This is a genomic window from Paenibacillus sp. UMB4589-SE434, from assembly GCF_030226685.1.
Lineage (GTDB): Bacteria > Bacillota > Bacilli > Paenibacillales > Paenibacillaceae > Paenibacillus_B.
The window spans coordinates 489,223-514,432 of record NZ_JASOYK010000003.1 but is presented as its reverse complement, the minus strand read 5'-3'; the positions used below and the strand labels follow the sequence as shown (position 1 = coordinate 514,432).

Below are 25,210 nucleotides of genomic sequence, written 5' to 3'. Positions count from 1 at the left end.
ATGCTTATCTCATTTTTGCAGCCTCAACTAGGGTAATGACACGGCTTAACGTGTTGTATTCCAAATGAATCAAATGTTCGTAGTGCCCCTGCAATGCCGCCATATCCGCACTGCTTCTCCGCATTAAAGCCATTGCCAATTTATTGCGGAAGGCATCCCATCCCTGCACAACAGCCTGAAATGCAGTATTACCTGCCTCCCCATCATGGCAGGAGCGAAGATAATTCCGCACCAGTTCTCTGCTGCGTGTCACGATGCGCTGATAATCCAGCACTTGATGCTCATAATGGAGATGACGTTCACCAGAACGGATATACGCAGACAACGCTTGTAAATAATCACTGCCCTCATCCAGATTCGATTCAAGCGGATAATGCTTCAGCACGTGCCGGAGCATGTCAACTCTGTCATTGTCACGCCCAAGAACGGCCTGTGCCTGCTCATAGTTTTCCAGTTCCAACTGCATAAATGGCGTAAATTGCTGCGCATATCGGTAATTAAATGACGTATCAATCAACTTGGCCAAGTGCGCTGAACAGACTTCATAATAATCGCCGTTAAATAAATTAAAGATGATAAATTTATCTTGTTCCGTCTTACGCACTAATAGATGAAAATGCCAGTGATCATCATCAAACGTCTTGGGTGATGCCGCATCATATTTCAAATTAATAGATAGCGGCAGGACGCCCCGTCGGTCTAAATAGTGCTGCGCGTAGGCAATTGCTCCGTTCACGTCCAACATATCCGGGTAATATATGCGTGTGCCAAATTGCACCAGAAAATCGTTAGCACGATGAATGGGAGAACCGCAGCTTAACCTTCCCTTATCGACAAACAACTCAAAAAAGGAGGACGACATACTCATCAATTCGAAAGGAAACCGAAAGTTATAGTTAACGACTAGCATGTTATACACGGCTGCGGACACACAATTATAAGCATGTGTGAATGTCATTCACTGTGCAGCCCCCTTTGCTTGCATAAGCAGAACCTGCTGCTCCAATCGCTTCACAACAAGCGTCTCATGACGATTCAGATCCCGATACATCCATAGCAGATGCTCGTATCCTTCTGCCTCGCGCCTGTTGATAGTCATTGCAAGCTGGAGCCTGAATGTCTCCCACCATTTCACCAGTTCACGATCTTCCTTTGTGATTGGAATTCCGATAGCTGCTGCGCTGTTCAGCAGTTGCTCTCTGCTCTTGGAAATAATGATTTGGAACCCCATGATTCGATACACCTCATCATGAAGATCTGTTACTTCCTCCTTCAAAAAAGCGTTACGAATATATTCGATAAAGGCGCAGCCCTCATCCAGATTGTGCTTGGGTGAGTAAGCCTGCAAAGCACCCAGCAGGCGGTCTGTTATGTTCGCTTGCTGGAGCAAGTGCCGAGTATGCTCAACGTTAGGAATGTGAATGACCATAAAGGGCGTGAATTCCCCTTCATTGCGATAGTTAAATGGCGTATCGATCATATTGGAAAAATGATGCATATTTACGGTGTATTTTGTCCCATGGAACATATCAAACATTACAAAATGCTGTTCGTCGATCCGTTCCACTACCATTTGAAAATTCCAGAAATCATTATCAAATGGGGCTGGATCGAGCACAGAATACTTCAAGTTAATCGCAATCGGCAGCACCCCTGTATGCTGTAAATGCTCATCAGCATACGCTACTGCACCTTCTAGATCACGTACATCTGGAAATTCAATCGTCCCCCCTATCTCCATCACGAATTGTTTGGACACATCATAGGGATGAGACAGCAGCAGCTTCGTATACAAATGCTGAAGCTTTAGGAATTCGGGATTAAACAGCAGCGTCTCCAGTTGAAACGTTAGCGGATACGCTTGGGTGATGTAGTTATACACGCTTGCGAGTATGCAATTATACGTCGATACCAGCTTCATATTGGCTCATAACCTCCTGCAGACAATGTAGTTCGAGGTATATTAATTGCTCGTATTCTTGTGCTAAGCGAATGAATGCCTCACGTTCCTGCCGATGTAAGGCCATGCCGAGCAGCCTGCGAAACCTTTCCCAGCCGCTCTGCAGCTGTTCCAGCCCAGTCAGCTTGACACCACCCATACAGCGCTTCATATACTCGGCAACAAAATGACGGCTTTTACAAATAATGTGCGGATAATTCATCAGCTTATAGATGTCGGAATCCTTTGGTCTCTCCACCGCATATCGGGAGATACCGTCGAGAAACACGCTTCCCATATGCAAATTGATGTGCAGCGGATAATGTTCGACAGCGTGCCGCAAACTGGATAATCCAGTACCGCTGGCCGAGAGCTTACGCTGTGTGGCTTCCCTGTCGGTCACATCCATCTGCATAAATGGAGTAAATTGGCCTGTATTCCTGTAGTTAAATGGCGTATCAATAGCTTTCATCAGGTGCTGTTCGTCCACTACATAATATTTGTCCTCGAACTGGTCGTACATCTTAAACCTATCTGTTCCTTCTCGACCAACTATGATATGAATGTGCCACGCATCATTGTCGAATGGCAGCGGTTCGAGCACATCGTAGCGCAGATTAATAGCTACCGGCATAATGCCCTTTGTGCGTAGGTGTTCGTGTGCATACATCATAGCTGCCTGCGGGCTGCTTACATTTGGAAACACCATATGGCAATCCGCCTGCTGCAAAAAAGGAGTTACGACTTCCTCAAATGGCGCTGATGTCAAAAAGCCGTCATAGGAATTAACCAGTTTAAAAAAAGGAGGGCTAAAAATAAGGGCTTCCAGTTCAAATTCAAGTTTCTGTACGTGTGATAAGTAATTGTAAATCGTAGCAATGACACAGTTATAGGTCGTAACCAGTTTCATGTCTTGCGCTCCTTTTATCCGAAATGGCTGCTCACTTGCTGTTCCTGAAGAAACGTATCCATATGTGCGACAGCCTTGCTTGCACCCCCGAGCGCTTTTAATTCCACTTGCACTTGCAGTGCAAGCGTATGCTCATCACGGCAGGATATTAGCTGCTGCGAAAGGTCACGGATCTGTTCACTCGTGAAGCCATCCGCTTCACAGATGAAGCCAAGGCCCACTCGTTCCAGACAACTGGCGTTATAAGCTCTTTCAAAGAAGTCAGGAAACAATAGACAAGGCACCCCATGCTTCGCTGCCGAAACCATCATACTGTGTGTGCCCGGAAATATCGCCAGCTGGGATCTTCCCATCATGGCTTCACCTGGCACAAATCGCTCAAAGCGTATATTAGGTCCTTCCAATCGTCGCAGCTGCTGTTCTGCAGCATCATTAAACTTGCCGATGCCAAAAACAGCTTGCATGTCGGTCCCCCGATAGCTGTCGGCTAACAGCTCAAAGCTGTCAATCGTATTCATGCCAAACGGAAGGGAGGACAAGTAAATAAATACAGTTGCTTGTTCAGGCTCGGGATGATCCAGTGCGTTCATCCAAGAGGGAACCTCGGCAAATTTGCCTTGAGGGGCTAGATGCCCAACATAATGTACGTGTGGGTCCTGATAGGCAAGCTCTGGTTCCAGAGTCGGACTTGTTGGTGCCATGAGCAGTGAGCTTCGATTAAATAACAGCTCGCTCAAATGCAGAACTGGCTGCAAGTCGTACTTGTCCAGCACTTGATTCCAACTGCCGCGCAGACGACGCAGCATCATGGCCCGAAGCGGGATGTCAGGCTCCTGCGGTGATCGAAAGTTGGGATGCAGCGGCCAGGTCACAATTGAAGCGACAGGTACATGTTCCAGACTAGCCGATATTCCAATGGTGAACTGCTCGTCGTTAAGGATAATATCCGGTACATATTCCTGTATCACTTCACGTTCTCGTTCAACGGTACAGATAATCTGCTGCGGTTCTGTGTGGCCTGAGGCGAATAAAATATCTTCGTACGTATGCAGGCCAAAATAAATTTTGTTGGTGAAGCTCGGCTTAGGTGCCGACTCATACCATTCCGCTTGCTGCGGAAGCAGATCCCGATAAGACTTCGGGCATAGAAAGGCAGCCTGATGGCCTTGTTTAGTGAGTTGTTCGGCGATAGCAATACCACGCACCACGTGCCCCAACGTCTCCGTCCAGTTGCTGGTCACGAGCAGCACTTTCATGGACTCTCCCCCTTCTCGGTGTAGATGATCAGGTCCTCTACCGAAACCATAACCTTCCCCTCGACAGAAGCTGTACCTTTTCCTTTCGTAAATGCGCCTTTCTGTGTCACAATCTCGAAGTAGAGATCCAAGCGGTCTCCTGGCCTCACTATGCCTGCATATTTGGTATAGCCGACAGACGCAATCATACCGCGTCGCGGTCCCCCCTCATACGGTGAAGCAGCAAAGGCTGATAGTTGTGCAATCGCCTCCGTCATAAGAACTCCCGGCATAATCGGTTCCTCGGGAAAGTGTCCTGCGAAGAACCATTCATTTCTGGTGATCTGTTTATAGCCTCTGGCCATAACCCCCGGAACACATTCTACGACCCGATCAACGAACAGGAAAGGGCTGCGATGAGGAAGAACAGATATCACATCCGTCATAAGAGCACCTGTTTGGCGGGTACTTGAACTTGTTCTAGATAAGCCAGTTCACGCTGATATTGCTCACGGGAAGGCAGGCCAAACCACTCTAACGTAACTGCCCCGTTATATCCGCTGTCGGAGGCGTACTGCATGATTGGCAGTATGTCAATTTGGCCTTGATGGAGCTCGGTCAGGTCCGAATAGTCACCCGCTGGATGATACACGTTGGCAAATACGAACTGTGATGTCCGCTTGCTCGCATTTTTTAGATGAATATGCTTAATGACAGGGAACCAACGCTGGATATAGTCGAGCGGATCAACTCCGAACTCCCAGACATGGTATACATCAAAGTTAAGGCCGATCTGCTTCCAGCTTCTCGTTGTGATCGCCTTAACGAAGCGGTCTACGGCATCCGGCTGATCCAGCAGCGTACCGGGATGCGTTTCAAACACGACCTGTACTTTCCTCTCGGCAGCCATATGCTCAAGCGTATCCAAGCGATCGAGCCACGCTTGCCAGACGCTATCGTTTGCCTCCGCACTTGACATTTGACCTGTAAACAGCCGAAGCACTGGAATATTTAATTGCTGGCATACCTCTAATTTATGTCTGAGCTGCTGCTGCCATTGATGCGTAGGCTGTGCCAGATCGGTCAAGTCCTGATATCCGCTTAATACACGTATAGGAAGCGCATCCTGTTGGTTGGATTGAAGATAGTCGAGGATGGCGTCAGCGTGCCGGGTCCAATGAGGCTCCCACAGCTCTATCCCTTGAAAGCCGGCATCTGCACCAAACTTCATCAGCTCGGCAAACGAGTGCAAATGGTAACGAAAAGAAACGGTTGTCATCGTCCACTTCATGTCTCAACACCTCTTAGTCTAAGATCGATATAGGTGGAAATCGAATGCATGCTTTCAAAATTAGTTAGGTCCTCTGTGCGGTAATCTATCTGAATCGCATAACGTTCTTCTAACTTCGTGATCAGCCAAATTAAGGACATCGAATCAAAATGAAGCGGATCATGCGCTCCTATTTCCTGATCCAGACTTGAAAACAAATCGGACTCCGTTACCATCTGCCTGATCTCATCCAGAACGTTCATAAGCTATCTCCTTCATCAATTGTCCTTTTAAAATTTTGCCTGCCGCCGAGGTAGGAATATGTTCAACAACCCGGAATTTACGTGGGATTTTGTAATCCGCCAAGTGCTGCTTTAACCAATGCGTAAGCTGTTCGAAAGACTGCCATTGTTCAGGTCCCCATACGATAAAGGCTTCCAGTATATGTCCATAAATCGGATGAGGAAGGGCTACTACGCAGCAATCGTGGATATCCGGATGACCCCGCAGCGTATGCTCCACTTCCGTTATTTTTACTTTTAAACCGCCGATGCTAACAAGATCATTGGCACGTCCCGTAATGGTAAGCCAACATGAATCATTCATTTCCACCACATCCTGCGTAAGCAAGATCCCTTCGGCAGGTTGAGCGGCGCTAGACGATGCTTTATCATGGGGTATCCAATTCTCCTGCTGTGTTACATAAGGCGAACAAGGCAGTTGAATGCCTAATTGCTGCTCCTCATCAATCATCCATGACAGATGTGAGGCAATGCTGCCAACAGAGCCTGGCTGTAAGGCGCGAAAATCCACTGCAATGTAGCCGACTTCGCTCATGCCGTACTGCTGTCCGATGCCAACGTGCAGCTTGTCCTGATATTGCTGCAGCAGTTGTGCGGGAAGAGGCCCGCCTGAGCACAACATAAGCGGGAGCTTGCAAGGCAGCGCATGCCGTCGCTGCTCCAATTCGGTCAAGAGCAGCTGATAATGGAAGGCTACGCCGTACATATGCGTAATAGATTGCTCCGCTATGATATCTACGATAGCTCGCGGCTTGATCATTTCCGGGAATACGATCGTTCCGCCGCGTCTTAACGTATGGACGACTGCGGACACCAGTCCAAACGTATGGCTGACAGGAACGAGGCAAAGTACACGTGCATGTTCATCCGGTGATCCATCTTCCTCGCTGTAGCTTGACCACTCTGCCAGCAAAGCAGCACTGTCTCGTTTGATCAGTTTTGGAATCCCTGTTGATCCCGAAGAAAAAAGGACAAGCGCAGCGTGATTATGCTCTACTTCCTGTGCCGTGTTGCTGATAGGTGCTTCTTCCTCGTAGGAACAAGGGCGTACTTGGAAAGGCACATCCACTTGAAATGCAGGTGCTATACCCGCTCCTGCATCCGAACAAATGATAATATCCGGCCGATACTGCAGCAGACGCGCCTGCTTCTCTGCTTCTGTTAGTCGCTGATCCAGAATCATGATACACAGCTCACTGCCCCATGCAGCCAATGCCCATTCTAGGAACGTACCTGAATCTGGGAGGTCAAGAGCTACTTTCCCAGTCTTGGTGTCTAATGATTGCAGCAGCTCCATTTTATCGTTTACTGCGCTTTGCAATTCCGCATAACTTTGTGTCCAGCTTCCAATCTGAACTGCCGAATGATCATCATGCCGCGTCATGAGCTTCATTACGTTACACTCCCCTTTATGTCCAGAACTGTCGGGCCATTCCAACCCCGCTCTCAGGCTGAAGCTGATCGTACAACTCCTGCACCGTGCATACGTTCGCTGCTCCCCGACCAGCAGCGTGCTCCTCAGATTCCATCACCCAGCTGACGATGCCCCCTGCCAACTCTCGAGTAGGATTATCAGGGTGTGCTGCTTCGCGAGCCCACTGTTTCGCTCGCAGTGAAGGTACATCGCATAACAGGATAAGCACAATATCCGCAAGGCCATCCTCCAGCCAGTCCGCAGCCTGCCGCAGTATAATCCCTGCTCCATCTGCCTGCGGGCTGGGACTTATGCAGGTCATGGGACCATATACGGACAATTCTTTATTAACAAAACCAAGAATCGAGCTAGGAACGATCTGCGGAAACATGATGGGGCTGACCTTTTTGCCTGCCAGCAAATCCTGCCATTGCTCTTCCTCTGTCATCGCATCGATAAACATACTGCCTAGAATGATCCCTTTACGAGTGCCTGAGATCTCTGGTCCGGCAAAGCCAGATTGGGTTGAGACTTGTGTTGCACTTGTATAAATAAGCGGGCTGAACGGTGAACGAATAAATCCTCTTAATGCGCCTGTATCCAGCACCCCCGTCTGTTGATGCAGGCCTGTAATACAATAGCGAGCATTGAACTCTTTTAGCTGTTCGTCGTTCAAAAATGAGGTTCGTTTTGCCTTAGTCATTCATCCTTCCCCTTCCCCAAAATCAAGGAGCAGTTGTTCCCGCCAAATGCACTAGAATTGGACATCACAATTTGAAGCGGCGCTGCTCTGACACCCTCTGTCACGTAGTCCAGATCTAGCGTGGGGTCTGGCGTGCCATAGTTGGCTGTCGGCGGAATCCGCTGATCCATAAGCGCCAATATGCCGATGACAGCTTCTACAGCTCCTGTTGCCTCCAGCATGTGTCCTGTCGTTGATTTGGTGGAACTAACAGGAATCTGATAGGCTTCCTTGCCAAACACCTGCTTCACGGCTTTTGTCTCGCTGCGGTCGTTCAGCGGCGTACCTGTCCCATGTGCATTGATATAATCGATGTCCGCAGGGGATAAATTGGCGCTGCGCAGAGCAGCCTGCATCGCTCTGGCCAGACCGTTTCCTTCTGGGTGCGGCTGAGTTACGTGGAATCCATCCGCGCTTATACCCCAGCCTAATAGTTCAGCAAGTGGCTTGGCCTGCCTTTGCCGTGCGTGTTCGCGTGATTCCAGCAGGAGCATAGCTGCCCCGTCGCTAATTAATAAGCCATCGCGCTCAAGCGAGAAAGGACGCACGACTCCACTCGCCATCGCACGATTGGAATCAAAGTTGTTAAACACAAACGGATTCAAAATATGAATCCCGCCAACCAAGGCACACGATGCTCTGCCTTTGCGGATCTGATCATAACCGTAGCCAATCGCATTTGCCGATGCTACGCAGGCATTGGAAAATGCGATGTGGACATTCGTGGAACCAATGTACGCTGCCGCCTCTTCTGCAGCGCGGAAAGGATCACGTTGACGAATGAGCGAATCATCTACGGCAGCTTGCAGTCCCGAATCGTCGCCCGTCTTTCTGCCATATTGAGCGCTATAATAAGACTCTAGACTGACGCCTTCCCCCACATTGCCGATCGCCACCACGGCGTCTTTCAGCAGCTCTCGATCCTTCATCCGATCCAGCCCTGCCATTGCCAATGCTTCGTCAATGCAATACCTGCTGAAGGCACGGAAGGTACGATCCTTATCTTTTAATTCGCCGCCTCTCTTTGCATGATTCAATGCAGTTGAGAAGCTTTCGATGTCAGTGAAGCCGTGCCGTCCTGCAAACGTGTGACTGCGTATCACATCTATCCCTTTGCCAAACGGTGTAATAACACCTAAGCCCGTAATGACTACGGATTTATCCATGAGCTACTGTCCGTTCTTCAAAATAAGCACACAACTCATGCAAGTTCATTCGGCCGATCCGCTCGATATCATCGTCAGGCACTTTTGTATCGTATTTATCCTCCAGATTGACGATTAACTCAAACATCGAGATCGAATCCAATTGAAATACCGTCTCCACAGCACCCTCTGTATCAATCACTTCCGGAATGGCGATATTCATTTTCTCTTGGCAAATTCCCGCAATAAAGTTCTTTAATCCATCCACCTTTGCTAGCATCCACATATCCCCCTAATATAAGATTGCTGACATTCCACACTCGATTGTCGCCATGTCAATCCACTTCAATTCATTACCGTGACCCTCGTTATCCGTTCACTTTCAATGAACCTCTATCGATTCCCCAACAACCTTCTTCTCAGACCTAATGTCTACCAAATGAATAGGAATGTTCAATTCACTGCATAACTGCGTAATGTCCTGAACTGATGACCAATAATTGCGCTCTTTCAAATGCCCTTTTCTCAAACCGGAAGAGACGATGTAAATATCTGGCTGAAAACGTGCTAGCACAGATGGAACGTCAATCCTATTTTGCTCCGCCAACGTCTCGCTCGCCCATGCTGGTATTTGATCATCCCCATGAACCCATACCAACTGCCGGGTAATGCGATGTAATTCCTGCAGCAACATACGCTGTATATAAGGGTGAAACACGCGAATGTAATCCGACATAATAACAACATCAAAATATTGATCCGTAAAGGGCGTATCACATCCAATCAAATTGAATGTTTCTCGATCGCCCAACTCCTTAATGAACTGCTCATACCCCTTCTTGCGATGGGTAAATACATGAGTCGTATTAAGCTCCTTCGCGATGGCTGGCAGCTCAATACCAAGCAATAAGGACTTGCTTGTACCACTTACATGGTTGTCTCTAATCTCTTTGAGGGTTAGTGGTGAAACTTTATTGGCAGGCCATATGTGTGTGAGGTCTAGCTGATGCATCTTTTCGAGTACAGGCCCAATAAGCAGTCCCTGATAATAGACAAACAGCTCTGTTTCCATGCAGTAGTGCTTGCGGTGCATCCGAATGCGGTTATTTCGATCGGACAACATTTTTTGTTCGGTTAGCGAAGTCGGATGAGGCAGATGAAGCGCATAAGCTTGTCTCTCACCACGGAACGATGCGCCGGCAAGATACAGCCGATACGCAAATTCGATATCCTCTGTTCCCCAGCCCATAAACGTGTCGTCAAATCCATTTACTTGTCTCGCTAACGATGCAGGTACAGTGATTGCCCCTGCTAGCCCGAACTCCCACGGGGCTGGCAAGCCATCAAGCCGATCCCGCAGCATATTAAACGTAGGCTCCCGAAAATCTTGCCAGATGGAGGCGTCTTTATTGTGTTCCACCCATTGCTGAAAGTTATAGGGATTTAAATTTTCAATCGCGCTTAAACCATTGCGATCTGTATCCAAAGGAACACCATAGATCACGTGCAGCAGAACCACACGGGAAACAGCAGGTGTCTGGGTAGCGTACCGAGCAGCAATCCCTTTTGCAAAAGTAGACGGCACAACAATACCCGCATCTAAAAAGCAAATGAGATCTCCACTAGCTTGTTCAAGTCCTTTATTTCTTGCTCTGGCGCGATTCGACAGTTCATCCCTTGGACGGAACACATAAAGAAGAGTCTGAAACTGATCACGAAACGATTCCACCGCTTCCTTTGTTCCATCCGATGAGCCGTCATCCACGACGATTACTTCCATTTCAAGCTCTTGATCAAGCTGCTGTGAAGCTAAAAAGGTCAAGCCTTGAACCAAGTGAGGAGCCGAGTTATACGAAGGAATAACAAAAGATATTTTCACAAAATCCCCCCTACCCCGAATAAATGGCAGGAAACGAGCCTGGAAGAATGTCCGGGCGTGTATCATATTGTAAGATCATGACATTTCATTTCCTAAAATCAGGATAACACTGCTCCATTCATCTCGGGAGGGTGAAAAAATTTAACCCTTGCTCTTTTTGATGATACTGGTTATGTAGGAGCAGCAGTTTTGAACCTCGGTCAATAGAGCGGTGCTTGGAATGGAGATGTTGATCCTGAGTGAAGAGCGATTTGGGTCTGCGCAGTTTAAAGCGCTGTTTAAGGATACAAAATATATGAGTAATAGTTATCGTTGACATAACTAAATATAGCCGTCTCAATGGCATTCGGCTCCAGTCGAAAACGGCCATAAAATATGTTTTACTATACATATACATTCACTAGACTAAGGAGAAACCCATCATGATTAGCAAAAAGTCAAAAAGGTTTATCATGGGCTCAGTAGTATTCCTTATCGTACTGCTGCTGCTTCCCGTTATCGTCGTTAATGTGACACCTTCATTGACAGCTCTGTATGTCAGGCATTTATTTAAGGAACCGATCGCTACGACGCCCCCAGGCTATGACCAATACAGTAGTAAAGTGGCCGTTCATAAGGACCTAACCTATCCTTCGCAGTATAAAAACAATACGTTCAATATTTATATGCCTAAAGCTGCGGAATCGAATCCGAAACCACTCCCTACTATTATTTGGGTACATGGTGGAGCCTTTGTCGGTGGAGACAAAGATCAGATTGAAATTTACTCCACTGTGTTAGCCAGCCAGGGCTACATCGTGCTGAATATGAATTATGAGCTTGCTCCTGAGGCGACCTATCCAGCACCAGTCGTGCAGCTGGATGAATTTTATCGGCACATAGAGGCTATTCACACAAAGTATCCAATCGATGTGCATCAGTTGTTTTTTGCTGGTGATTCAGCTGGGGCCCAAATTGTAAGCAGCTACGTTACCATCCAAACGAATTCCGAATTGGCAAACAAGATGGGATTGGAACAGGTTGTTCCCAAAAACTCGCTCAAAGGGGTGTTATTGTATTGCGGACCTTACAATATTGAGAAGTTTAACAAGCCTAACCAATCAGCAGTGATCCAATTTGCACTTAACCAGATTGCATGGAGTTATTTAGGAACTAAAAATTGGCAGGACACAGAAGAAGCCAACTTGGTTTCGGTTGTTCATCATGTGAATGAGCAGTTTCCACCAGCGTTTATTACCGATGGAAATAAAGGCTCATTTGAGGACCAAGGCAAAGAGCTTGCTGCCAAATTGATAGCGCAGCAAGTAGAGGTTGACACCCTTTTCTTCGCAAAGGATGTGTATGAGACAGGGCACGAATTCCAATTTAAGCTGGATACGCCACCCGGGCAGCAAGCGCTGGAAGCAACATTAGCTTTCTTGCAAAAGCACGTGGCACAAGCAAAATGAATGGATTAGAACGAAGTGTCGATGTTTAATTTATTCATAGTTATGCCATATCCACATTCATGAAATCAAAACGAAACCCCATCTTCGTGTATATTACGAGGTGGGGTTTATTTCTGCTGGAACCGTATGCTTAAATCCTCCGCTACACCTTTTACCGTCATCATCCAGCACCACCTTACATCTCTAATCATCTAAACATCCTACCATACTTCCTAGCTCTCTCGCTGGCGTCAGTCTAGTAGTTATCTCTCACTTGACATGTTATCGATAGATATAGCTACTATACGATTTCTTTAACAACTTCGACAGTATCTGTCATTCTATCCTATGTGTATGCGATTTGATTTATGATACCATTCGAGGTGAATCTACTATATGCATAGTATGATTACATTTCTATACCATTGGAGGGAATAATCGTTGAACAAGAAATCTCGTCTGTCTGTAGCATTGGCCGTCTCAAGTGTCCTCATGTTATCCGTCGTTTCAAGTGCTTTTGCAGCTGCTGGTCATAACAATGTCGCTGCTGTTGGCACTGCTGCATCTAATACGAAGTACGGTACAAGCTTCCAAAGCACATATGCGCTAGGACAAACGCATGCTCAGGTCGCTGTACTCAAACAGAATCTAAAAGACTGGAGAGCATATGGCAGCAACGAAAGTTACTTCGCAGGAGTTGCCAAAATTACCAGTACAAATGGAAATTTTGACCAAGCAACCAAAGATAATCTCAAAGTTTTTCAGACGGTCAAAGGCCTGACTTCGGATGGTATTTATGGGGCTGGAAGCCGCAACGCGCTGCATGCTGCCATCGGTTCTTCACCTGTTGGGTATGTCCGCCTCAAAGATACATCCCACTATATTAATTACAATGATACAACGGCTGGGATTGCTGCTGATGCGAGCTACAAGCTCGATCATAGCTGGGTAACACCTGCAACAAAGACCGCATTGGATCAAGTCGCCTCCAGCTTTTACTCCACTTACAGCAAAAAGCTCGAAATTAATGATGGCAGCCTCATCGATGGCGACGATACTCCAGAGCATGCGGGCCACAGAAACGGCAAAAATCTCGACATTCGCAACAAGTTCGGAACTACTGCCATGACGCCAGCGCAAGAAAAGAAATTTTTAGAAATTGCGATTGCAAACTCAAGCGTAACCAAGATCCGCTTTAGTAATACCTATGGTTTAACAAGCTCAAAACTCATCCAAGACTCCACCCATGCTGATCACTTCCATCTCGACTTCTAATCTTCCCCAATGAAAGACGCCTACTATCAATGAGATTTCTACATGAAAGATTGACAATTAACCAGATCGCAGCAGTTGTTAATTTAACCTAAGAGACTTCCTACTTATCATTAAAGCTGGATTGGTACGCATCTTTATACCTCACTTAGGTCCAGTCACACATAATCATATACACGTCGCGACCCAGCCTCGGGCAGCTCTTATCCTAGGCTGGGTCATTTATTGTTTCCGTGGTATTATACTCCAAGAACAGAAGAACTACTGGCGATAATACGAAGTTAGACGATGTTCTTGCCCTCTTCTAATTACTCATTATAACTATACTTAGCTAGCAATTTTCCCCCAGGATCTATTCCTGTTCTTCAAATCCATATCAAACACAGCGATTCTAAATTTTTCAGGGAATACATATGTCATCAAACGCACTCTATGAATATCTCACTAAGTTGAACTTGGATCGACGTGTTGCGTATAGCGACATTTTGGATAATTACTGCAGCCATAAAATCGTCCCTTCGAACCCTTACGAAGCACCAAATTAGCGTTACATTTTGGACAAACAATCTCTTTTGTTGGATTGCTTGCAATCACAGCCTTCGCGGTCGTAGCTGCTGTTGTATTAACTGCTAAGATCATTTCAATTAATTCTGCACGATTTATTAAACGAACATGGTTTGATTTAGCTAAATCATAGGCTGCTACTGTGTAGTCACTATTCGTTATGACCCAAGCTTCATTTGCTGAATAATACGCGATTGATGCTTTGGCTTCTTGAACAGCTTTTAACCCAACATTCTTGCTATATCTTTTTGCCTGTACGACAATCTTTTTATTACCCTTTGTAATGATCAGATCGGCACCATAATCACCTGATGCATTTGTAACTTGGGTTTTGTAGCCATGTGCAGTAAACAGATGCCCGAGGTACTTTTCAAATTGAACACCGTCCATTTTATCGATCTCTGCTATACCAGACCTCTTTAAGCGTTCGGATTTCTTCGTTTGAATTAGAACGGTCACCGTCACGAACACAGCAAGTACAACTCCACATGCAATGATTGCTGCTGTCCAGGAATGAGTAGCATTAAAGGTTCCAAAAAGTGCAGTAAGTATTGCGAGTCCTAATATCCCATGAATCAATTCCTCTTGTTGTTTAGCTTTACTCTTTTTTCTTGCCAATACAATAACCTCCCATGATGACTATCTTATAGCAATTTCGACATAAGGAGGGTTTTTCCTGTAAATGGGCATGTAAAAAGGCGATGAAAAACGCCGCAGTTAATGCACTGTGTTTAGTAACCTTGTGTCGGTTCTCCCCTAATTCGAAATTTCCACTAAGGAGATTTTTGTCATGTGCTCGTCAAGTCTCACCTAATTTTTTATCAGCTTTTCGACATAGTTTCTTCAGTAATACAATCATAAAGTTCCCCCTAAATTTTACACATCACAAAAGGGGTTCGGTATACCGTGTCAAATACATATACATGTAACATATTATGTAATTATAGGAGGATTGAAAAATTGAAGAAGATCGCAGTATTGTTGTTGTGTGCATGTATGCTCGGTTCGTTAGCAACAGGAGCCGCAGCCCAGACCAATGTTGTTGAGACAACCCCGGACTACGTAGTATCACTTGATTCCCAAACGATACCACATGATGCACTTGCTTCAGGAGGCCATGCATCTGCAATAACTCGGTACGAATTACCAATTGATATGAGTGCGCGAGTAGAGTTTGTAGACCCTCTGCTGCAGCAATCAAATAGTGAGTTCTCGACTCTCGGCGGTGATCGAAGAGTATACGTAGGATCATCGTATGTTATGGGAAGAGCACAAATAGTCGGATATTCAGTAGGACCTATCCATAATCAAAAACTGCTCGCAAGCGTCGCAAAAGGCAAAACATATCAAAGATCAGATACGTTAGAAGTGAGTGGCACTATATCCATAAGTGGGACGTACAATGTAAATGTTTTGAACCTCGTGAAGTCAAGCTTGACCGGTTCGGTATCAGGTACAGTGAAAAAAACCTATGGAACAACAGAAACCTATTCAGGACCTCCAGAAAGCTCCCCTTACACAACGCGTAACTATTATGGCGCTATCAACTACGACAGATACGATACTACAGTTGTCCAATATGATGCATACGACGAATACATTGGTAATGTATATCAGGGCCGAGTTACGGAGATCAAGTACATTCCAGTAGATAGTGTGTTGAGACCAATAAACATTGAATACCACATCGATCAAAATTATTCATAAATCTCGGTCGAACATAATAGAGGCCGAGCAGATGTAGCTCGGCCTCTATTATTAAAAAACACCAACCTTAAATCGAATAATCCATACAGCTTCAACGAATTAGAAACAGATGCGACGCCAGCATCAAACCGATGATCCAACGTCCTACCGCACACGCCTTCAACCCCGTCGATGGACTCATCTCACATATGCCCCTCGATGATGCTTTGTTTCTAGTCAATCAGTGTAATTTTCCAAACGCCATCTTTGTCTCTAATAAACGTGGTGGTGTGTCCTTTTACTTCATCCACTTGTTCACCTGTTCTGTAATTGAAAACAATATTAATTCTGCCGTTCTCAGATGATTGATCGATGATATAGGGTGTGCCCACAAACTCATATTGTGCCGAATCTTCAAGCAGAAACATATGATTATCAGCCCAATCTTTTGAAACAAAGCATTCGCGGAATGCCTTTTCATCTTTAGCAGCCCACGCCGCCAGATTTTTTATAAATAAAGTAACAATATTCTGGTATTTCTCATCATATTTCATTTCATCTAAGGATAAACCTGTTTGAAATGGCCCCAGCTCATCACCATTCACTCCTTTGAGTACCTGTTCATTTTCCCCTATTTGTTCACTTGCATGCTCTCTCCTATCCGATGTTTTTACATGATTACCATCCTCGTCCATAATCGAACCTTTTTCAATTGCGACTTGACCCTCTTCTTTCTTATCAACACAGCCAGTTAAAATAAGACATAAACAGAAAATGGCGACTATAAGAACACGCAAAGTTTTATCCTCCTTAGCATATTAGTAAACTATATAAATTACGTAATTATACATAGTGCATTATCACTTGATTATCTTTTACATTAAATTAATGATGCGTGGTACATCTTTTAATTTAATCCCTTTTACATAGCACCATAATTTTTGGAATTGTTTCTAATATTAGAAACAAGCGGACCAGACCATTGTTACACATGAGGGTAGCCGGAACCTTTATAGAATCATTACAGTAAACGTAATCTGTGTTAATCCCACTATCTCCTTTATAATTGCTAATTGTAAAACGAAAAGGTCACCTAGAATGTTGCTAGTTAAATAATAAAATTCCTGTAACAGGAGGCTTTTTTATTTGCATTGAAAGCTCAATGTTTTGCTCGATGCTATTCAGTCGATCCACTAGGTTGACTTCCTCCAGTAATTGGTTAGTACGAGTCGAGGCATTTTGTTTAATTGCAGCAGATATAACACCTCTATTTCTGATCTTCTCTTTAATTGCTTTCTCTTGAATCGTATCTATTAAATAAGACAAACCAGCAGGAGGTATCAACCAACAAAAAAAGGCTTCTCATTCGTTCTTGGAACGAATGAGAAGCCTTTTAAGTTATTGCAAGACGGACAGGATTATACAATCCTTGATGTATTCAGGACGCTGAAGTCCCTATTACATCATACCGCCCATGTCAGGCATAGCTGGTGCATTCTTTTCTGGTTTATCAGCGATAACCGCTTCAGTTGTCAAGAACATAGCTGCTACGGAAGCTGCATTTTGCAATGCGGAACGAGTAACTTTAGCAGGGTCAACGATACCAGACAAAGACTTATGGGTATATTCATCACTGTTATTAATAACAAATTTAGAGCAATGACCACTTCTTGCAGTCATGCTTACAATTACATTGTAAAGTCGTGGTTGCTTTACGTAAACAGTCTCTTCAAACCTTACCTTAACTCACTAATTCAAATCAAAAAACTCTCTATCATAGACTAATAAATGCGACTGAAAGAGAGTTTATTATTGATCGTTTAATTCTATTCCCATTCAATCGTTGCTGGTGGCTTAGAAGTTACATCGTAAACGATACGTACAGAGATTTTTCTAGAACGCCCAAGGGATATGTTCCCAATCTGCTGTCATACCTTCAATAGATGTTACCGCACAGATACCTACAGTGTAAGAATACGTACAAGCATCACCCATTACACCTACAGATTCTGCGTCAATTATTGTGCTATTTCATGTATCAATTGTAAAGAAAATGTGCAAAAAACAGGCTTGTACATACAAGGTTTTTCCTTAATATACTTGCGTTTACTCACAATTATTAGCAACTATTGCCTTCCAATAACTTTTATAAGTTTAAGTATAAACGTAGTAATCAATTGTGAAACAGTATTCTATAACAATGATACAGTATCCTATTCGTTAAATTGATGTATGAAGATTATCACAGGAACTCTATTTATTCTTAAATCCTTTTCTCTGAGTAATAACATTCCTAATTTATCATCCCTATATACTACTTCTCCAACACAACTAACGTATATCTTCTTCCCTTTGTTAACTATTTCACTTAAAACCTTTAAGGATGTATCGATATTAACTGGTGAATTATCAAAGAATACCTCTTCCAAGTATACATAAAGAGTAATCTTATTTAGTCTGTCAGTTAGTTCGAGAATTGTCCGCTTTTCATTATTCACTATACTAACAAGTTCTCCTATAATACCTTCTGTTTGTCCAATATCTATATCAGACAAATCTAATAAAGAGTATCTTCTGCGAACTGGAGGATTTCTTTCTCCTTCCACTAAGGATTCTCCCTCACTAGAAGTAGTAGCCTTATTTACATAAACTTCTTCAACATCTTTTTCACTCTTACTTTTATCAATTTTATTGTTTCTACGAACTCTTGCATTTTCTCTCCCACGTTTCAATCTTACTTCACGTTCATCAGTAGTTTCAGTATATACATCATATAGTCCACGAAGTATGCTAGCAACATGGTCATCTCTTAAAATGGAACTACTTGTCCCCACAATTCTTCTTGAATGTCCAGTTAAATTTGGAAGAGTAAAGTAAGTACAACTCTCATTATGAAGTTCGCCAATTCTCCTTTTTAAGTATTCGCTAATTGCTCCTTTAGCAATATATTGCAGTGGACAGTAGCAACCTTCAAAACTACAAAATAAATTCTCTTTAACTAATTCATAATCTTCTCTTTTGGAAATATCCTCTAAATTAATCAATTCTTCCTTTCCCTCATACCTGAATATAGCATTTAATATAGACATCAATATTCCCCCTTAACTAAATAGTTAAACTATAATCTCGGGTTAACTACTAACTCTAAAATACTCAATCTTTTTTCATAACTATCCTTTTATTAATACATAGTTTTAACTTACGACTATATATTTAGTAATTCACCTATCATACAAATTACTCCTTCTAAACTCACAAAAAAACACTGTATTCCAAACAATCTTTATTTTCGACCTGATTTTTAGACACTATGTTACAAACATCTACAATTCAAGTATATACTTAATCTGCAAATACTTAATAGAATGAATTATGTAATCATTCAATACTATAGGTCTAACATCTTCACTTCTATCTTTACATCTGTCTTTTGGAATTTTACTTTGTGGGCTGGATTATTATTAATGACTTCACATTCTACCATGTATTTGAGAAATGCTCTTATTCTCAACAGCTTAGTATTAATTGTTCCAGCTTGGTTGCCTTTATCTTGACAAAGCATCAAATAATCTCTCACATGACTTTGTGCGATGTCCTCAACATTTACTACTTCATTATCTGTGCAATAGTTAACAAACTCACCTAGTAAAGTAAGATAATTCCTAATATTTTTCTCTGTAGTATTCTTAAACCTACGGTCATCTAGAAAATCCTTAAATGCAAACTTTAACAACAAAAAAACCACTCCTTAATAAACTTATTAAGAAGTGGTCTTTGCTTTATTTATTATTTATAACTGTGACTGCTTCTTAAATCAAGGTCAAAATAACCTCAATTAAAGGAGCAATTTGGTCTGACGTTTTAGAACAGAAAGGCTTAAAAGCCTTGTAAGTCCCTATTACATCATGCCGCCCATTCTGTTTTTAACTGTAACATCAATGCATATAGCGTATTTTATGGGGATTCATCTGTAATATCTATACCTTTAATGTACTTCTTATCTTTATAGTGCGTTAACTTCTGGTTAACACGTTAACAAGTCTTATAGGATTGTTATTTAGCATGAGTGAGTCCTTGTTTAAAAGATATGTAACAATACAAGTATCCTTTGTTTATGTATAAATCCTCTATTTCAGTTATGAGTTCCAGGTCCACATGATGCAGATTATATAGCTCGTTAAGTAATGCTGCTAATCTACTGTGCATCCCACTCTCTTCATGTTCGCACTTATTCATTAGTTGGTCAAATCTTTTACGTTCTTCGCTATCCTTAAATACCAACCGCTCAGTTGTCATTGCAAACCAACTCCTCATGTTGTTAATTACTGCATTCTCCACTTATAAAAAGCATGCTACAATCACATATAAGTAAATATCTAAATGAAAGGATATATTAGGATGGCATTTACCCAGGGTAGATGCCTGTTAAAGCAGCGACTCAAAGAGGCCAAGATGAAACAGGTGGTCTTAGCTCAGAAGACCGGCTATTCGGCCCAAACCATTTCCAACTATGCAAATAATCGATCCAAAATGTCAGCAGAGGTGATGAAGACTATTGCTGTCGCTATCGATTGTTCCATGGAGGATCTGTACGAATGGGAAATGGTCAGGAGACGCAAATAACAGGCTCTCCTTTGGTAAAAACTATTCTGACAGAATACTTTCTAGATTTCATTGTCATTCAGTTATTGAGTTATCGAAAACTCCTTTCTATGTATATTCCCCTTTGACTTATCCTTTGTTCTTATTATATAAGAACACACGTTCCTTTTATAGTGATTCTTCGTTGTTTTGTCTGTTAATTTATCTGCTAGGTTATTGTTTAATTGAGGAGTATTAATGTAGAAATATCGAATCAAATTACGGGGTAAAGCTACTTTATCTCCCTCCTGACATGTTATGTTAACACCATTAAACTACCCTACTGCTTAAATGTAAAGGAAATCTGGTCTGACGAATTTTCTGGATGACACAACATAATTCGACATACTTTTTATTTGTTTTATGCTATGGAATGAAAAAGACGACCTATACAGGCCGTCTACTCTCTATTCCGATTGTAAGATGTGGGAACTCACTGACTAAATCTTCGTACATTCTCCTAGACATTGTGCATCTTTTTACTTCAAAGTATGCGGTTAGAAAGACGTTGTCAATGGATATTACTTTATCTACATTAATAGCGAAGCTTCTATCAACAGTTCGATACCTTAAACCACTTGCATTAAACACATGAGTCCAATATTTCAATGTACCTGGCATATAAAATTTAGATTCTTCTGTGTGGGCGATTACTTTGTCTTTAGTTGATACCTTACTAAATTCCAAGTAAACAATATCCTCAAGTGGTATGTTACTGATGCCCATGTCCCCTTCTAAGTCGCATGTAACTGTTAGTTGTTTCATCAAACCATTCCTTATTCTTCTTTTTTTAGAAGCTCCTTCGGAACGTCTCCTTGATAGATGTAAAGTGCACTTGCTGGTTTTACAATTAGTTGGGCTAGCATTACCAAACTTGTTGCCATACTTGCATATAACCATGAACTGCTTTTAAACTTTTTTATAAATGTCATTTGTTACGCCTTCTTTCCTCTTATAAGTGTCAGTGATTGAATAAAATAAGTTGCAGCTAAGGTTGATGACATAAAAATTAAATTAGTTGAGACAACAAGTACAGATACCAGTTTTAGCAACGGATAATACTTAGAATCGATCCTAGACTGCATCTCGATTCTAGACGGTGCAAATACCGCACACAACACTGCACTCAACCCAGTTAAAATCAATACGCTATTAGCATTTACTTCCACTAAGGATATCAAGGTGACTATGGCGGTGGTTACTAAGACACAACTGTCACCGGATTTTAGATGTATACCTCCAGATATCCCTCTCAGTCCTGCGAATGCGATAAGTACAATTGTTGTTTCAGTTACTCGACCTGTTACAAGTGAGATGACTAGTGACAATATGACTATGGCTAACGTATTTATCACTACTGCTAAGGAAAATTTCATCACCGCAATAGATGCTGGGTGTTCTGGAACGCGTGCCTTTATTAGTGTTGCTATGGCTAATGACAATTTTTCAATCATCTCTATCCCTCCGGTTAGTATAGTAAAGGAGGTATGTCAAAGTCGCCGCAAATATAATTAGGTTTATCCATATCTGGTTGTAATAAAGCAACGCTGACACGATGACCAAAAAAATAACCATCATAACAACCGATATCACGTCATCAAAGCGAAACCTCAGCTTGTCGAAGTCAAGAGGTATCCCATATCCTAGTCTATGCATTACGTATGATATCGAAAATACAATTACGGCCGTTGCGGTCTGCAGTACATAACCATTGGTCAAGCTTGATTGAGCAATTGCAACTGAACCGAATAATATTTGCACTAGGATAGTCTGCACAACTGCAAAGCCCGCAAAACCTGATAGAGTTACAATCAATGCACCTATTATATTCAGTCGCACAAAAAATACATATAGTGCCACGAAAATAAGGATAGTAATTAATGGCGCGTAGTTAGCCATTGACAACTCGTTGCGGAGAAAGTAACTTTGTAGATTCATGATCAGTATCAAAAACAGTGCATGCCAAGTATAATCACGAGGGTTGTACCGGAATAGGTGCATACTCAGAGTGTACCAAGCAAACGTTTCCAACGTGGAAAAAAACATAAACCCTACTGCATCAAGCACGTGTGGCACCGCCCTATGAGGATATATAACTATTATAATACTTAGAGTATATAATACCATGAAGATGATGGTAAATGTACAAAAAAAGCCCTAATAAATTAGGACTTAAGATATAGATAGTATATTCTCTACTTTGATCCACTGCCACTCATCATCCTGCAGCAGTTTGACGCGCTTACCCACAAGATCGATATCAATCACCATGCCTGTAAAGACAAGCTGCCGGAACGGATCAAACACCTCAACCTGCACCGCCTGCCGATCGCGCATGGACTCATAGAGCTTACCGCCGATAAGCTCTAACTCCTGATCGTCGAGCTGAGGCCTACTTTTATGCTCTCGTTTACGCGCATACTCAAGCATTGCCACCTTATGCTCTGGAATTATCATCCTCGACGACTCCCATAGACCGTTATCTTGCAATTTGCCCGCCACTATACCGCCCTCCTACGCATTGTACACAGGTTTATCGCAGCGCACACACATATAACGTCCATTTACCCATTTACCTTTCATCTCGGCCTTGCAGTTACATGTGGCTATGTTTGAAGGCTCCATCTTTTCTTTGCGCCAGTCTTGCTGTGGCTTGACTTGTGCATGCCATTCACTCATACCTATCCCCCTCAAAAGCAAGAACGTTTGTTCTTATTATAATCAGACAACAGGTTTTAAGCAACAAAAAAAGCCAAAGGATTGAACCCGTGGCTTACTAGTGTACTTTATGTGGAGCGAGATATATCCATCCTATGGACTTTGAAAATCCAGCTGTCCACGTAAGGGCTTCTGTGTCAATCATTGCGCCAACTTCAAGACGATCACCAACCCAGGGAGCTGCGGGCGGGAATTTAGCATTCGTTTTGAGAGGCGCTGTACTCGAAGAGTGTAGCAGCTCCCATAGTTTGCTTTTACGATAACGTGATATACCTGTCGTTAAGATCGGCATTAGATCAATTTCGGCTTTGTACACAGTCACTACTGCTCCTGAATCGTCTTGAGATCCTTTTACCACATATCTACCATCAAAAAGATCTGCGCCACCATTGAAGATATCCTTATATAATCGATGCAATATGAAGTATATTTCCTTTTCCACCTCGGACGGATAGGATTTGCGGCTATGTCCTGTGTTTAGGGTAATGTGGTTAAAGTAGTCCACGTCTATTCTCCTTCGTTAAGCCGTTTTATTTTTTCCTCTATCGCTTCTAAAATAAAAGCATTTCTGCTATTGCTACCGTTCTTCTTAGCAGCTGCATCGAAACGCTCTCGATCTCCCTTGTTACCCCATAATTTTATTTGGTCATAGTTAGCTGTATTGTATTTATTCTTAGCGCGAGTTGCTGAGTTGCCTTGTTTGTCCATATAATCACCTCATATCAAATATTAACAATCTACTTATACTAGTGCAAGTATAAAAATTGTTGACATTATACTAGTACCAGTATATGATTGAAATATAAATAAGCTATACATATCAAAGGAGGAAGTAAAAAATGTTTAAATCGTTAGTTAGAGCTAAAGAAATCCCATTTGGAAAATCGGTAGCTAAATTAACTGTCAGTATGTTCACAGAAAACAGTTTCACGGGTCGCGTTATCACATGCAAAAAAATTGAAATCGTGGCACATGGAAAAGTAGTTGAAAAAGGAACTTATGCAAAGATACTTAGTTTCGATCAATACACGGATACATTTTACCAAAGAGCGAAACTTGATGAGACAAAGCAATATACTCTTGTTGGTAATAGAGCGATAACGGAAGGTGACGCAGCTGGTATTGCCATAACAGCAGCACTAAGTGAAATGGAAGAAGAATTAGCGAAAGAATTTGATATTGAAACGGAAGCGACTAAGAATAAACGTGCTGAAATTGAAAAAGCAAATTCTATTTTTCAACAGGCCGAAAAGGAGGGAATCACCAACCTCATGAGTGCAGCTGAACTAAAGATCTGGCGCGAAAATTATAACAACATAGTAAATGAGGGCGGCGAAGGATACATACCACACAGAGTCAGTAAGGAAAGTTATGCGCGGGCAATTGAGGTTTTAAACAAAAACAAACAATAGGGGCTTCGGCCCCTTTCAAATAATCGAATGATAGGAGCGGTATTCAATGGTAGACAATCTAATTGTAAATATACTCAAACATTTGAGCAGTATAGATGCAGAGTTTGAGTTCATCGATTTTGGGGATCTGGTCCGATTTATTTCTTCTAACAAGAATGTAACACAGTACATTACATCTGAGGTGTTGAATGCGGATGGTGAAATCAAATTTCGCGTAATAAATGGATATCAAGTAATAGATATAGAATGCGCCTGATGAGTCCTGGACGGAACAGGACGAAACCTACCGGCAGAAGCTTGCCGGGATGGTCGCGGATCTCCGCTACGAGTGAGCTGCGCACGCTCACCTTTACATATATTGATCTTTGATAAAGGAGTTGGACATATCACATGGAAATAATCGTCCAGCATGCATTATGCAGCTGCTGCGGTAATGGTTTTTATCTCGTGCCATGGGTAGACGCCGATTGTCCTAAATGCAAAGCTGATCCACGACATGTTAAAGGCGATGCGGTTGCTGCCGTATACACCTTTCTATTTAATAAGACAAGTGGCAAGCTTGAGCTTATGAGTGTTTGAAATCTCATCGTTAATGCAGAACCTCAATGCTAAAGTTTGGTTATATTGAGGCTCTGCATTGTTTCATTTATTGCA

30 protein-coding genes and 2 pseudogenes are annotated in these 25,210 nt (G+C 42.8%); 6 read left to right on the top strand and 26 right to left on the bottom strand.

Annotated elements, in window-relative coordinates; all coding sequences use genetic code 11:
• Positions 1–4: 4 nt before the first annotated feature.
• From QP775_RS14995 to QP775_RS14940, 12 genes are all read right to left on the bottom strand, one after another.
• Complete coding sequence (locus QP775_RS14995; protein WP_239329990.1) at positions 5–958, bottom strand: hypothetical protein; 954 nt, start codon at positions 956–958, stop codon at positions 5–7.
• A complete protein-coding gene (locus QP775_RS14990; RefSeq protein ID WP_239329993.1) occupies positions 959–1,921 on the bottom strand; it encodes a hypothetical protein in 963 nt (320 codons plus the stop codon).
• Positions 1,899–2,849: a hypothetical protein gene (locus QP775_RS14985; RefSeq protein WP_239329995.1), complete on the bottom strand. Its 951-nt coding sequence runs from the start codon at positions 2,847–2,849 to the stop codon at positions 1,899–1,901. Before QP775_RS14985 ends, QP775_RS14990 begins: the two co-directional genes overlap by 23 nt.
• Positions 2,850–2,863: 14 nt before the next feature.
• A complete protein-coding gene (locus QP775_RS14980) occupies positions 2,864–4,105 on the bottom strand; it encodes a glycosyltransferase (RefSeq protein ID WP_285107173.1) in 1,242 nt (413 codons plus the stop codon).
• Positions 4,102–4,530 carry a 3-hydroxyacyl-ACP dehydratase FabZ gene (fabZ, locus tag QP775_RS14975; RefSeq protein ID WP_239329999.1) on the bottom strand — a complete coding sequence of 143 codons (429 nt, stop codon included), beginning with the start codon at positions 4,528–4,530 and terminating at the stop codon, positions 4,102–4,104. Before fabZ ends, QP775_RS14980 begins: the two co-directional genes overlap by 4 nt.
• Positions 4,527–5,375, bottom strand: coding sequence for a sugar phosphate isomerase/epimerase family protein (locus tag QP775_RS14970; protein ID WP_285107169.1), 849 nt, complete (start codon positions 5,373–5,375; stop codon positions 4,527–4,529). The genes fabZ and QP775_RS14970 overlap by 4 nt, the downstream gene beginning before the upstream one ends.
• Positions 5,372–5,617: a hypothetical protein gene (locus tag QP775_RS14965; RefSeq protein WP_239330003.1), complete on the bottom strand. Its 246-nt coding sequence runs from the start codon at positions 5,615–5,617 to the stop codon at positions 5,372–5,374. Before QP775_RS14965 ends, QP775_RS14970 begins: the two co-directional genes overlap by 4 nt.
• Complete coding sequence (locus QP775_RS14960) at positions 5,601–7,049, bottom strand: class I adenylate-forming enzyme family protein (RefSeq protein ID WP_285107167.1); 1,449 nt, start codon at positions 7,047–7,049, stop codon at positions 5,601–5,603. Before QP775_RS14960 ends, QP775_RS14965 begins: the two co-directional genes overlap by 17 nt.
• Positions 7,050–7,065: 16 nt before the next feature.
• The gene (locus QP775_RS14955) at positions 7,066–7,773 is read right to left on the bottom strand and encodes a beta-ketoacyl-[acyl-carrier-protein] synthase family protein (RefSeq protein WP_285107165.1); all 708 of its coding nucleotides are present in this window, start codon (positions 7,771–7,773) and stop codon (positions 7,066–7,068) included.
• On the bottom strand, positions 7,770–8,978 hold the full coding sequence (locus QP775_RS14950) for a beta-ketoacyl-[acyl-carrier-protein] synthase family protein (protein WP_285107163.1): 1,209 nt from the start codon (positions 8,976–8,978) through the stop codon (positions 7,770–7,772). Before QP775_RS14950 ends, QP775_RS14955 begins: the two co-directional genes overlap by 4 nt.
• Positions 8,971–9,237, bottom strand: coding sequence for an acyl carrier protein (locus tag QP775_RS14945; protein WP_285107162.1), 267 nt, complete (start codon positions 9,235–9,237; stop codon positions 8,971–8,973). The genes QP775_RS14950 and QP775_RS14945 overlap by 8 nt, the downstream gene beginning before the upstream one ends.
• Before the next feature lie 102 nt (positions 9,238–9,339).
• Complete coding sequence (locus QP775_RS14940) at positions 9,340–10,836, bottom strand: glycosyltransferase (RefSeq protein ID WP_285107160.1); 1,497 nt, start codon at positions 10,834–10,836, stop codon at positions 9,340–9,342.
• Positions 10,837–11,258: 422 nt separating this feature from the next.
• Between QP775_RS14940 and QP775_RS14935 the strand changes: the two genes are divergently transcribed.
• Together QP775_RS14935 and QP775_RS14930 are read left to right on the top strand one after the other, a co-directional pair.
• Positions 11,259–12,284: an alpha/beta hydrolase gene (locus tag QP775_RS14935; RefSeq protein ID WP_285107158.1), complete on the top strand. Its 1,026-nt coding sequence runs from the start codon at positions 11,259–11,261 to the stop codon at positions 12,282–12,284.
• Positions 12,285–12,704: 420 nt separating this feature from the next.
• The gene (locus QP775_RS14930) at positions 12,705–13,538 is read left to right on the top strand and encodes a peptidoglycan-binding domain-containing protein (RefSeq protein WP_239330017.1); all 834 of its coding nucleotides are present in this window, start codon (positions 12,705–12,707) and stop codon (positions 13,536–13,538) included.
• A gap of 441 nt (positions 13,539–13,979) precedes the next feature.
• On the opposite strand, the gene QP775_RS14925 is transcribed toward QP775_RS14930, so the two are convergent.
• Positions 13,980–14,717 carry a restriction endonuclease gene (locus tag QP775_RS14925; RefSeq protein ID WP_239330019.1) on the bottom strand — a complete coding sequence of 246 codons (738 nt, stop codon included), beginning with the start codon at positions 14,715–14,717 and terminating at the stop codon, positions 13,980–13,982.
• Between the two features lie 342 nt (positions 14,718–15,059).
• Here QP775_RS14925 and QP775_RS14920 point away from each other — a divergent pair, with 342 nt between their 5' ends.
• Positions 15,060–15,806, top strand: coding sequence for a hypothetical protein (locus QP775_RS14920; protein WP_239330021.1), 747 nt, complete (start codon positions 15,060–15,062; stop codon positions 15,804–15,806).
• Positions 15,807–16,018: 212 nt separating this feature from the next.
• Here the strand turns inward: QP775_RS14920 and QP775_RS14915 are convergent, their stop codons facing one another.
• From QP775_RS14915 to QP775_RS14890, 6 genes and pseudogenes are all read right to left on the bottom strand, one after another.
• Entirely contained in the window at positions 16,019–16,582 is a 564-nt protein-coding gene (locus QP775_RS14915) for a hypothetical protein (RefSeq protein ID WP_285107154.1), read from the bottom strand.
• Positions 16,583–16,889: 307 nt separating this feature from the next.
• Entirely contained in the window at positions 16,890–17,129 is a 240-nt protein-coding gene (locus QP775_RS14910) for a hypothetical protein (RefSeq protein WP_285107152.1), read from the bottom strand.
• 114 nt (positions 17,130–17,243) lie between these two features.
• Positions 17,244–17,393, bottom strand: a pseudogene (locus QP775_RS14905) (TCP-1/cpn60 chaperonin family protein); the annotation flags it as partial.
• A gap of 218 nt (positions 17,394–17,611) precedes the next feature.
• A pseudogene (locus tag QP775_RS14900) lies at positions 17,612–17,792 on the bottom strand (GMP synthase (glutamine-hydrolyzing)); the annotation flags it as partial.
• 206 nt (positions 17,793–17,998) lie between these two features.
• Positions 17,999–18,874: a hypothetical protein gene (locus QP775_RS14895; RefSeq protein ID WP_285107150.1), complete on the bottom strand. Its 876-nt coding sequence runs from the start codon at positions 18,872–18,874 to the stop codon at positions 17,999–18,001.
• Between the two features lie 299 nt (positions 18,875–19,173).
• Positions 19,174–19,518: a site-specific integrase gene (locus QP775_RS14890; protein WP_285107148.1), complete on the bottom strand. Its 345-nt coding sequence runs from the start codon at positions 19,516–19,518 to the stop codon at positions 19,174–19,176.
• Positions 19,519–20,183: 665 nt separating this feature from the next.
• Here QP775_RS14890 and QP775_RS14885 point away from each other — a divergent pair.
• Positions 20,184–20,408 (top strand): helix-turn-helix domain-containing protein, encoded by a 225-nt coding sequence (locus QP775_RS14885; protein ID WP_285107146.1) that lies wholly within the window; start codon positions 20,184–20,186, stop codon positions 20,406–20,408.
• Positions 20,409–20,813: 405 nt separating this feature from the next.
• Here the strand turns inward: QP775_RS14885 and QP775_RS14880 are convergent, their stop codons facing one another.
• The 7 genes from QP775_RS14880 to QP775_RS14850 form a co-directional block, all read right to left on the bottom strand.
• Complete coding sequence (locus tag QP775_RS14880; protein ID WP_285107144.1) at positions 20,814–21,191, bottom strand: LytTR family DNA-binding domain-containing protein; 378 nt, start codon at positions 21,189–21,191, stop codon at positions 20,814–20,816.
• Positions 21,192–21,202: 11 nt separating this feature from the next.
• A complete protein-coding gene (locus tag QP775_RS14875) occupies positions 21,203–21,310 on the bottom strand; it encodes an AgrD family cyclic lactone autoinducer peptide (protein WP_285107142.1) in 108 nt (35 codons plus the stop codon).
• Between the two features lie 51 nt (positions 21,311–21,361).
• Positions 21,362–21,880: an accessory gene regulator B family protein gene (locus QP775_RS14870; protein ID WP_285107140.1), complete on the bottom strand. Its 519-nt coding sequence runs from the start codon at positions 21,878–21,880 to the stop codon at positions 21,362–21,364.
• 718 nt (positions 21,881–22,598) lie between these two features.
• On the bottom strand, positions 22,599–22,928 hold the full coding sequence (locus QP775_RS14865; protein ID WP_285107138.1) for a YolD-like family protein: 330 nt from the start codon (positions 22,926–22,928) through the stop codon (positions 22,599–22,601).
• A 12-nt stretch (positions 22,929–22,940) separates the two neighbouring features.
• On the bottom strand, positions 22,941–23,105 hold the full coding sequence (locus QP775_RS14860; RefSeq protein ID WP_285107136.1) for a hypothetical protein: 165 nt from the start codon (positions 23,103–23,105) through the stop codon (positions 22,941–22,943).
• Between the two features lie 97 nt (positions 23,106–23,202).
• A complete protein-coding gene (locus QP775_RS14855) occupies positions 23,203–23,649 on the bottom strand; it encodes a hypothetical protein (protein WP_285107134.1) in 447 nt (148 codons plus the stop codon).
• A 2-nt stretch (positions 23,650–23,651) separates the two neighbouring features.
• Complete coding sequence (locus QP775_RS14850; RefSeq protein ID WP_285107132.1) at positions 23,652–23,852, bottom strand: ribbon-helix-helix domain-containing protein; 201 nt, start codon at positions 23,850–23,852, stop codon at positions 23,652–23,654.
• A gap of 131 nt (positions 23,853–23,983) precedes the next feature.
• Between QP775_RS14850 and QP775_RS14845 the strand changes: the two genes are divergently transcribed.
• Together QP775_RS14845 and QP775_RS14840 are read left to right on the top strand one after the other, a co-directional pair.
• The gene (locus QP775_RS14845; RefSeq protein ID WP_285107130.1) at positions 23,984–24,556 is read left to right on the top strand and encodes a hypothetical protein; all 573 of its coding nucleotides are present in this window, start codon (positions 23,984–23,986) and stop codon (positions 24,554–24,556) included.
• 390 nt (positions 24,557–24,946) lie between these two features.
• Complete coding sequence (locus QP775_RS14840; RefSeq protein WP_285107128.1) at positions 24,947–25,135, top strand: hypothetical protein; 189 nt, start codon at positions 24,947–24,949, stop codon at positions 25,133–25,135.
• Positions 25,136–25,210: the final 75 nt, after the last annotated feature.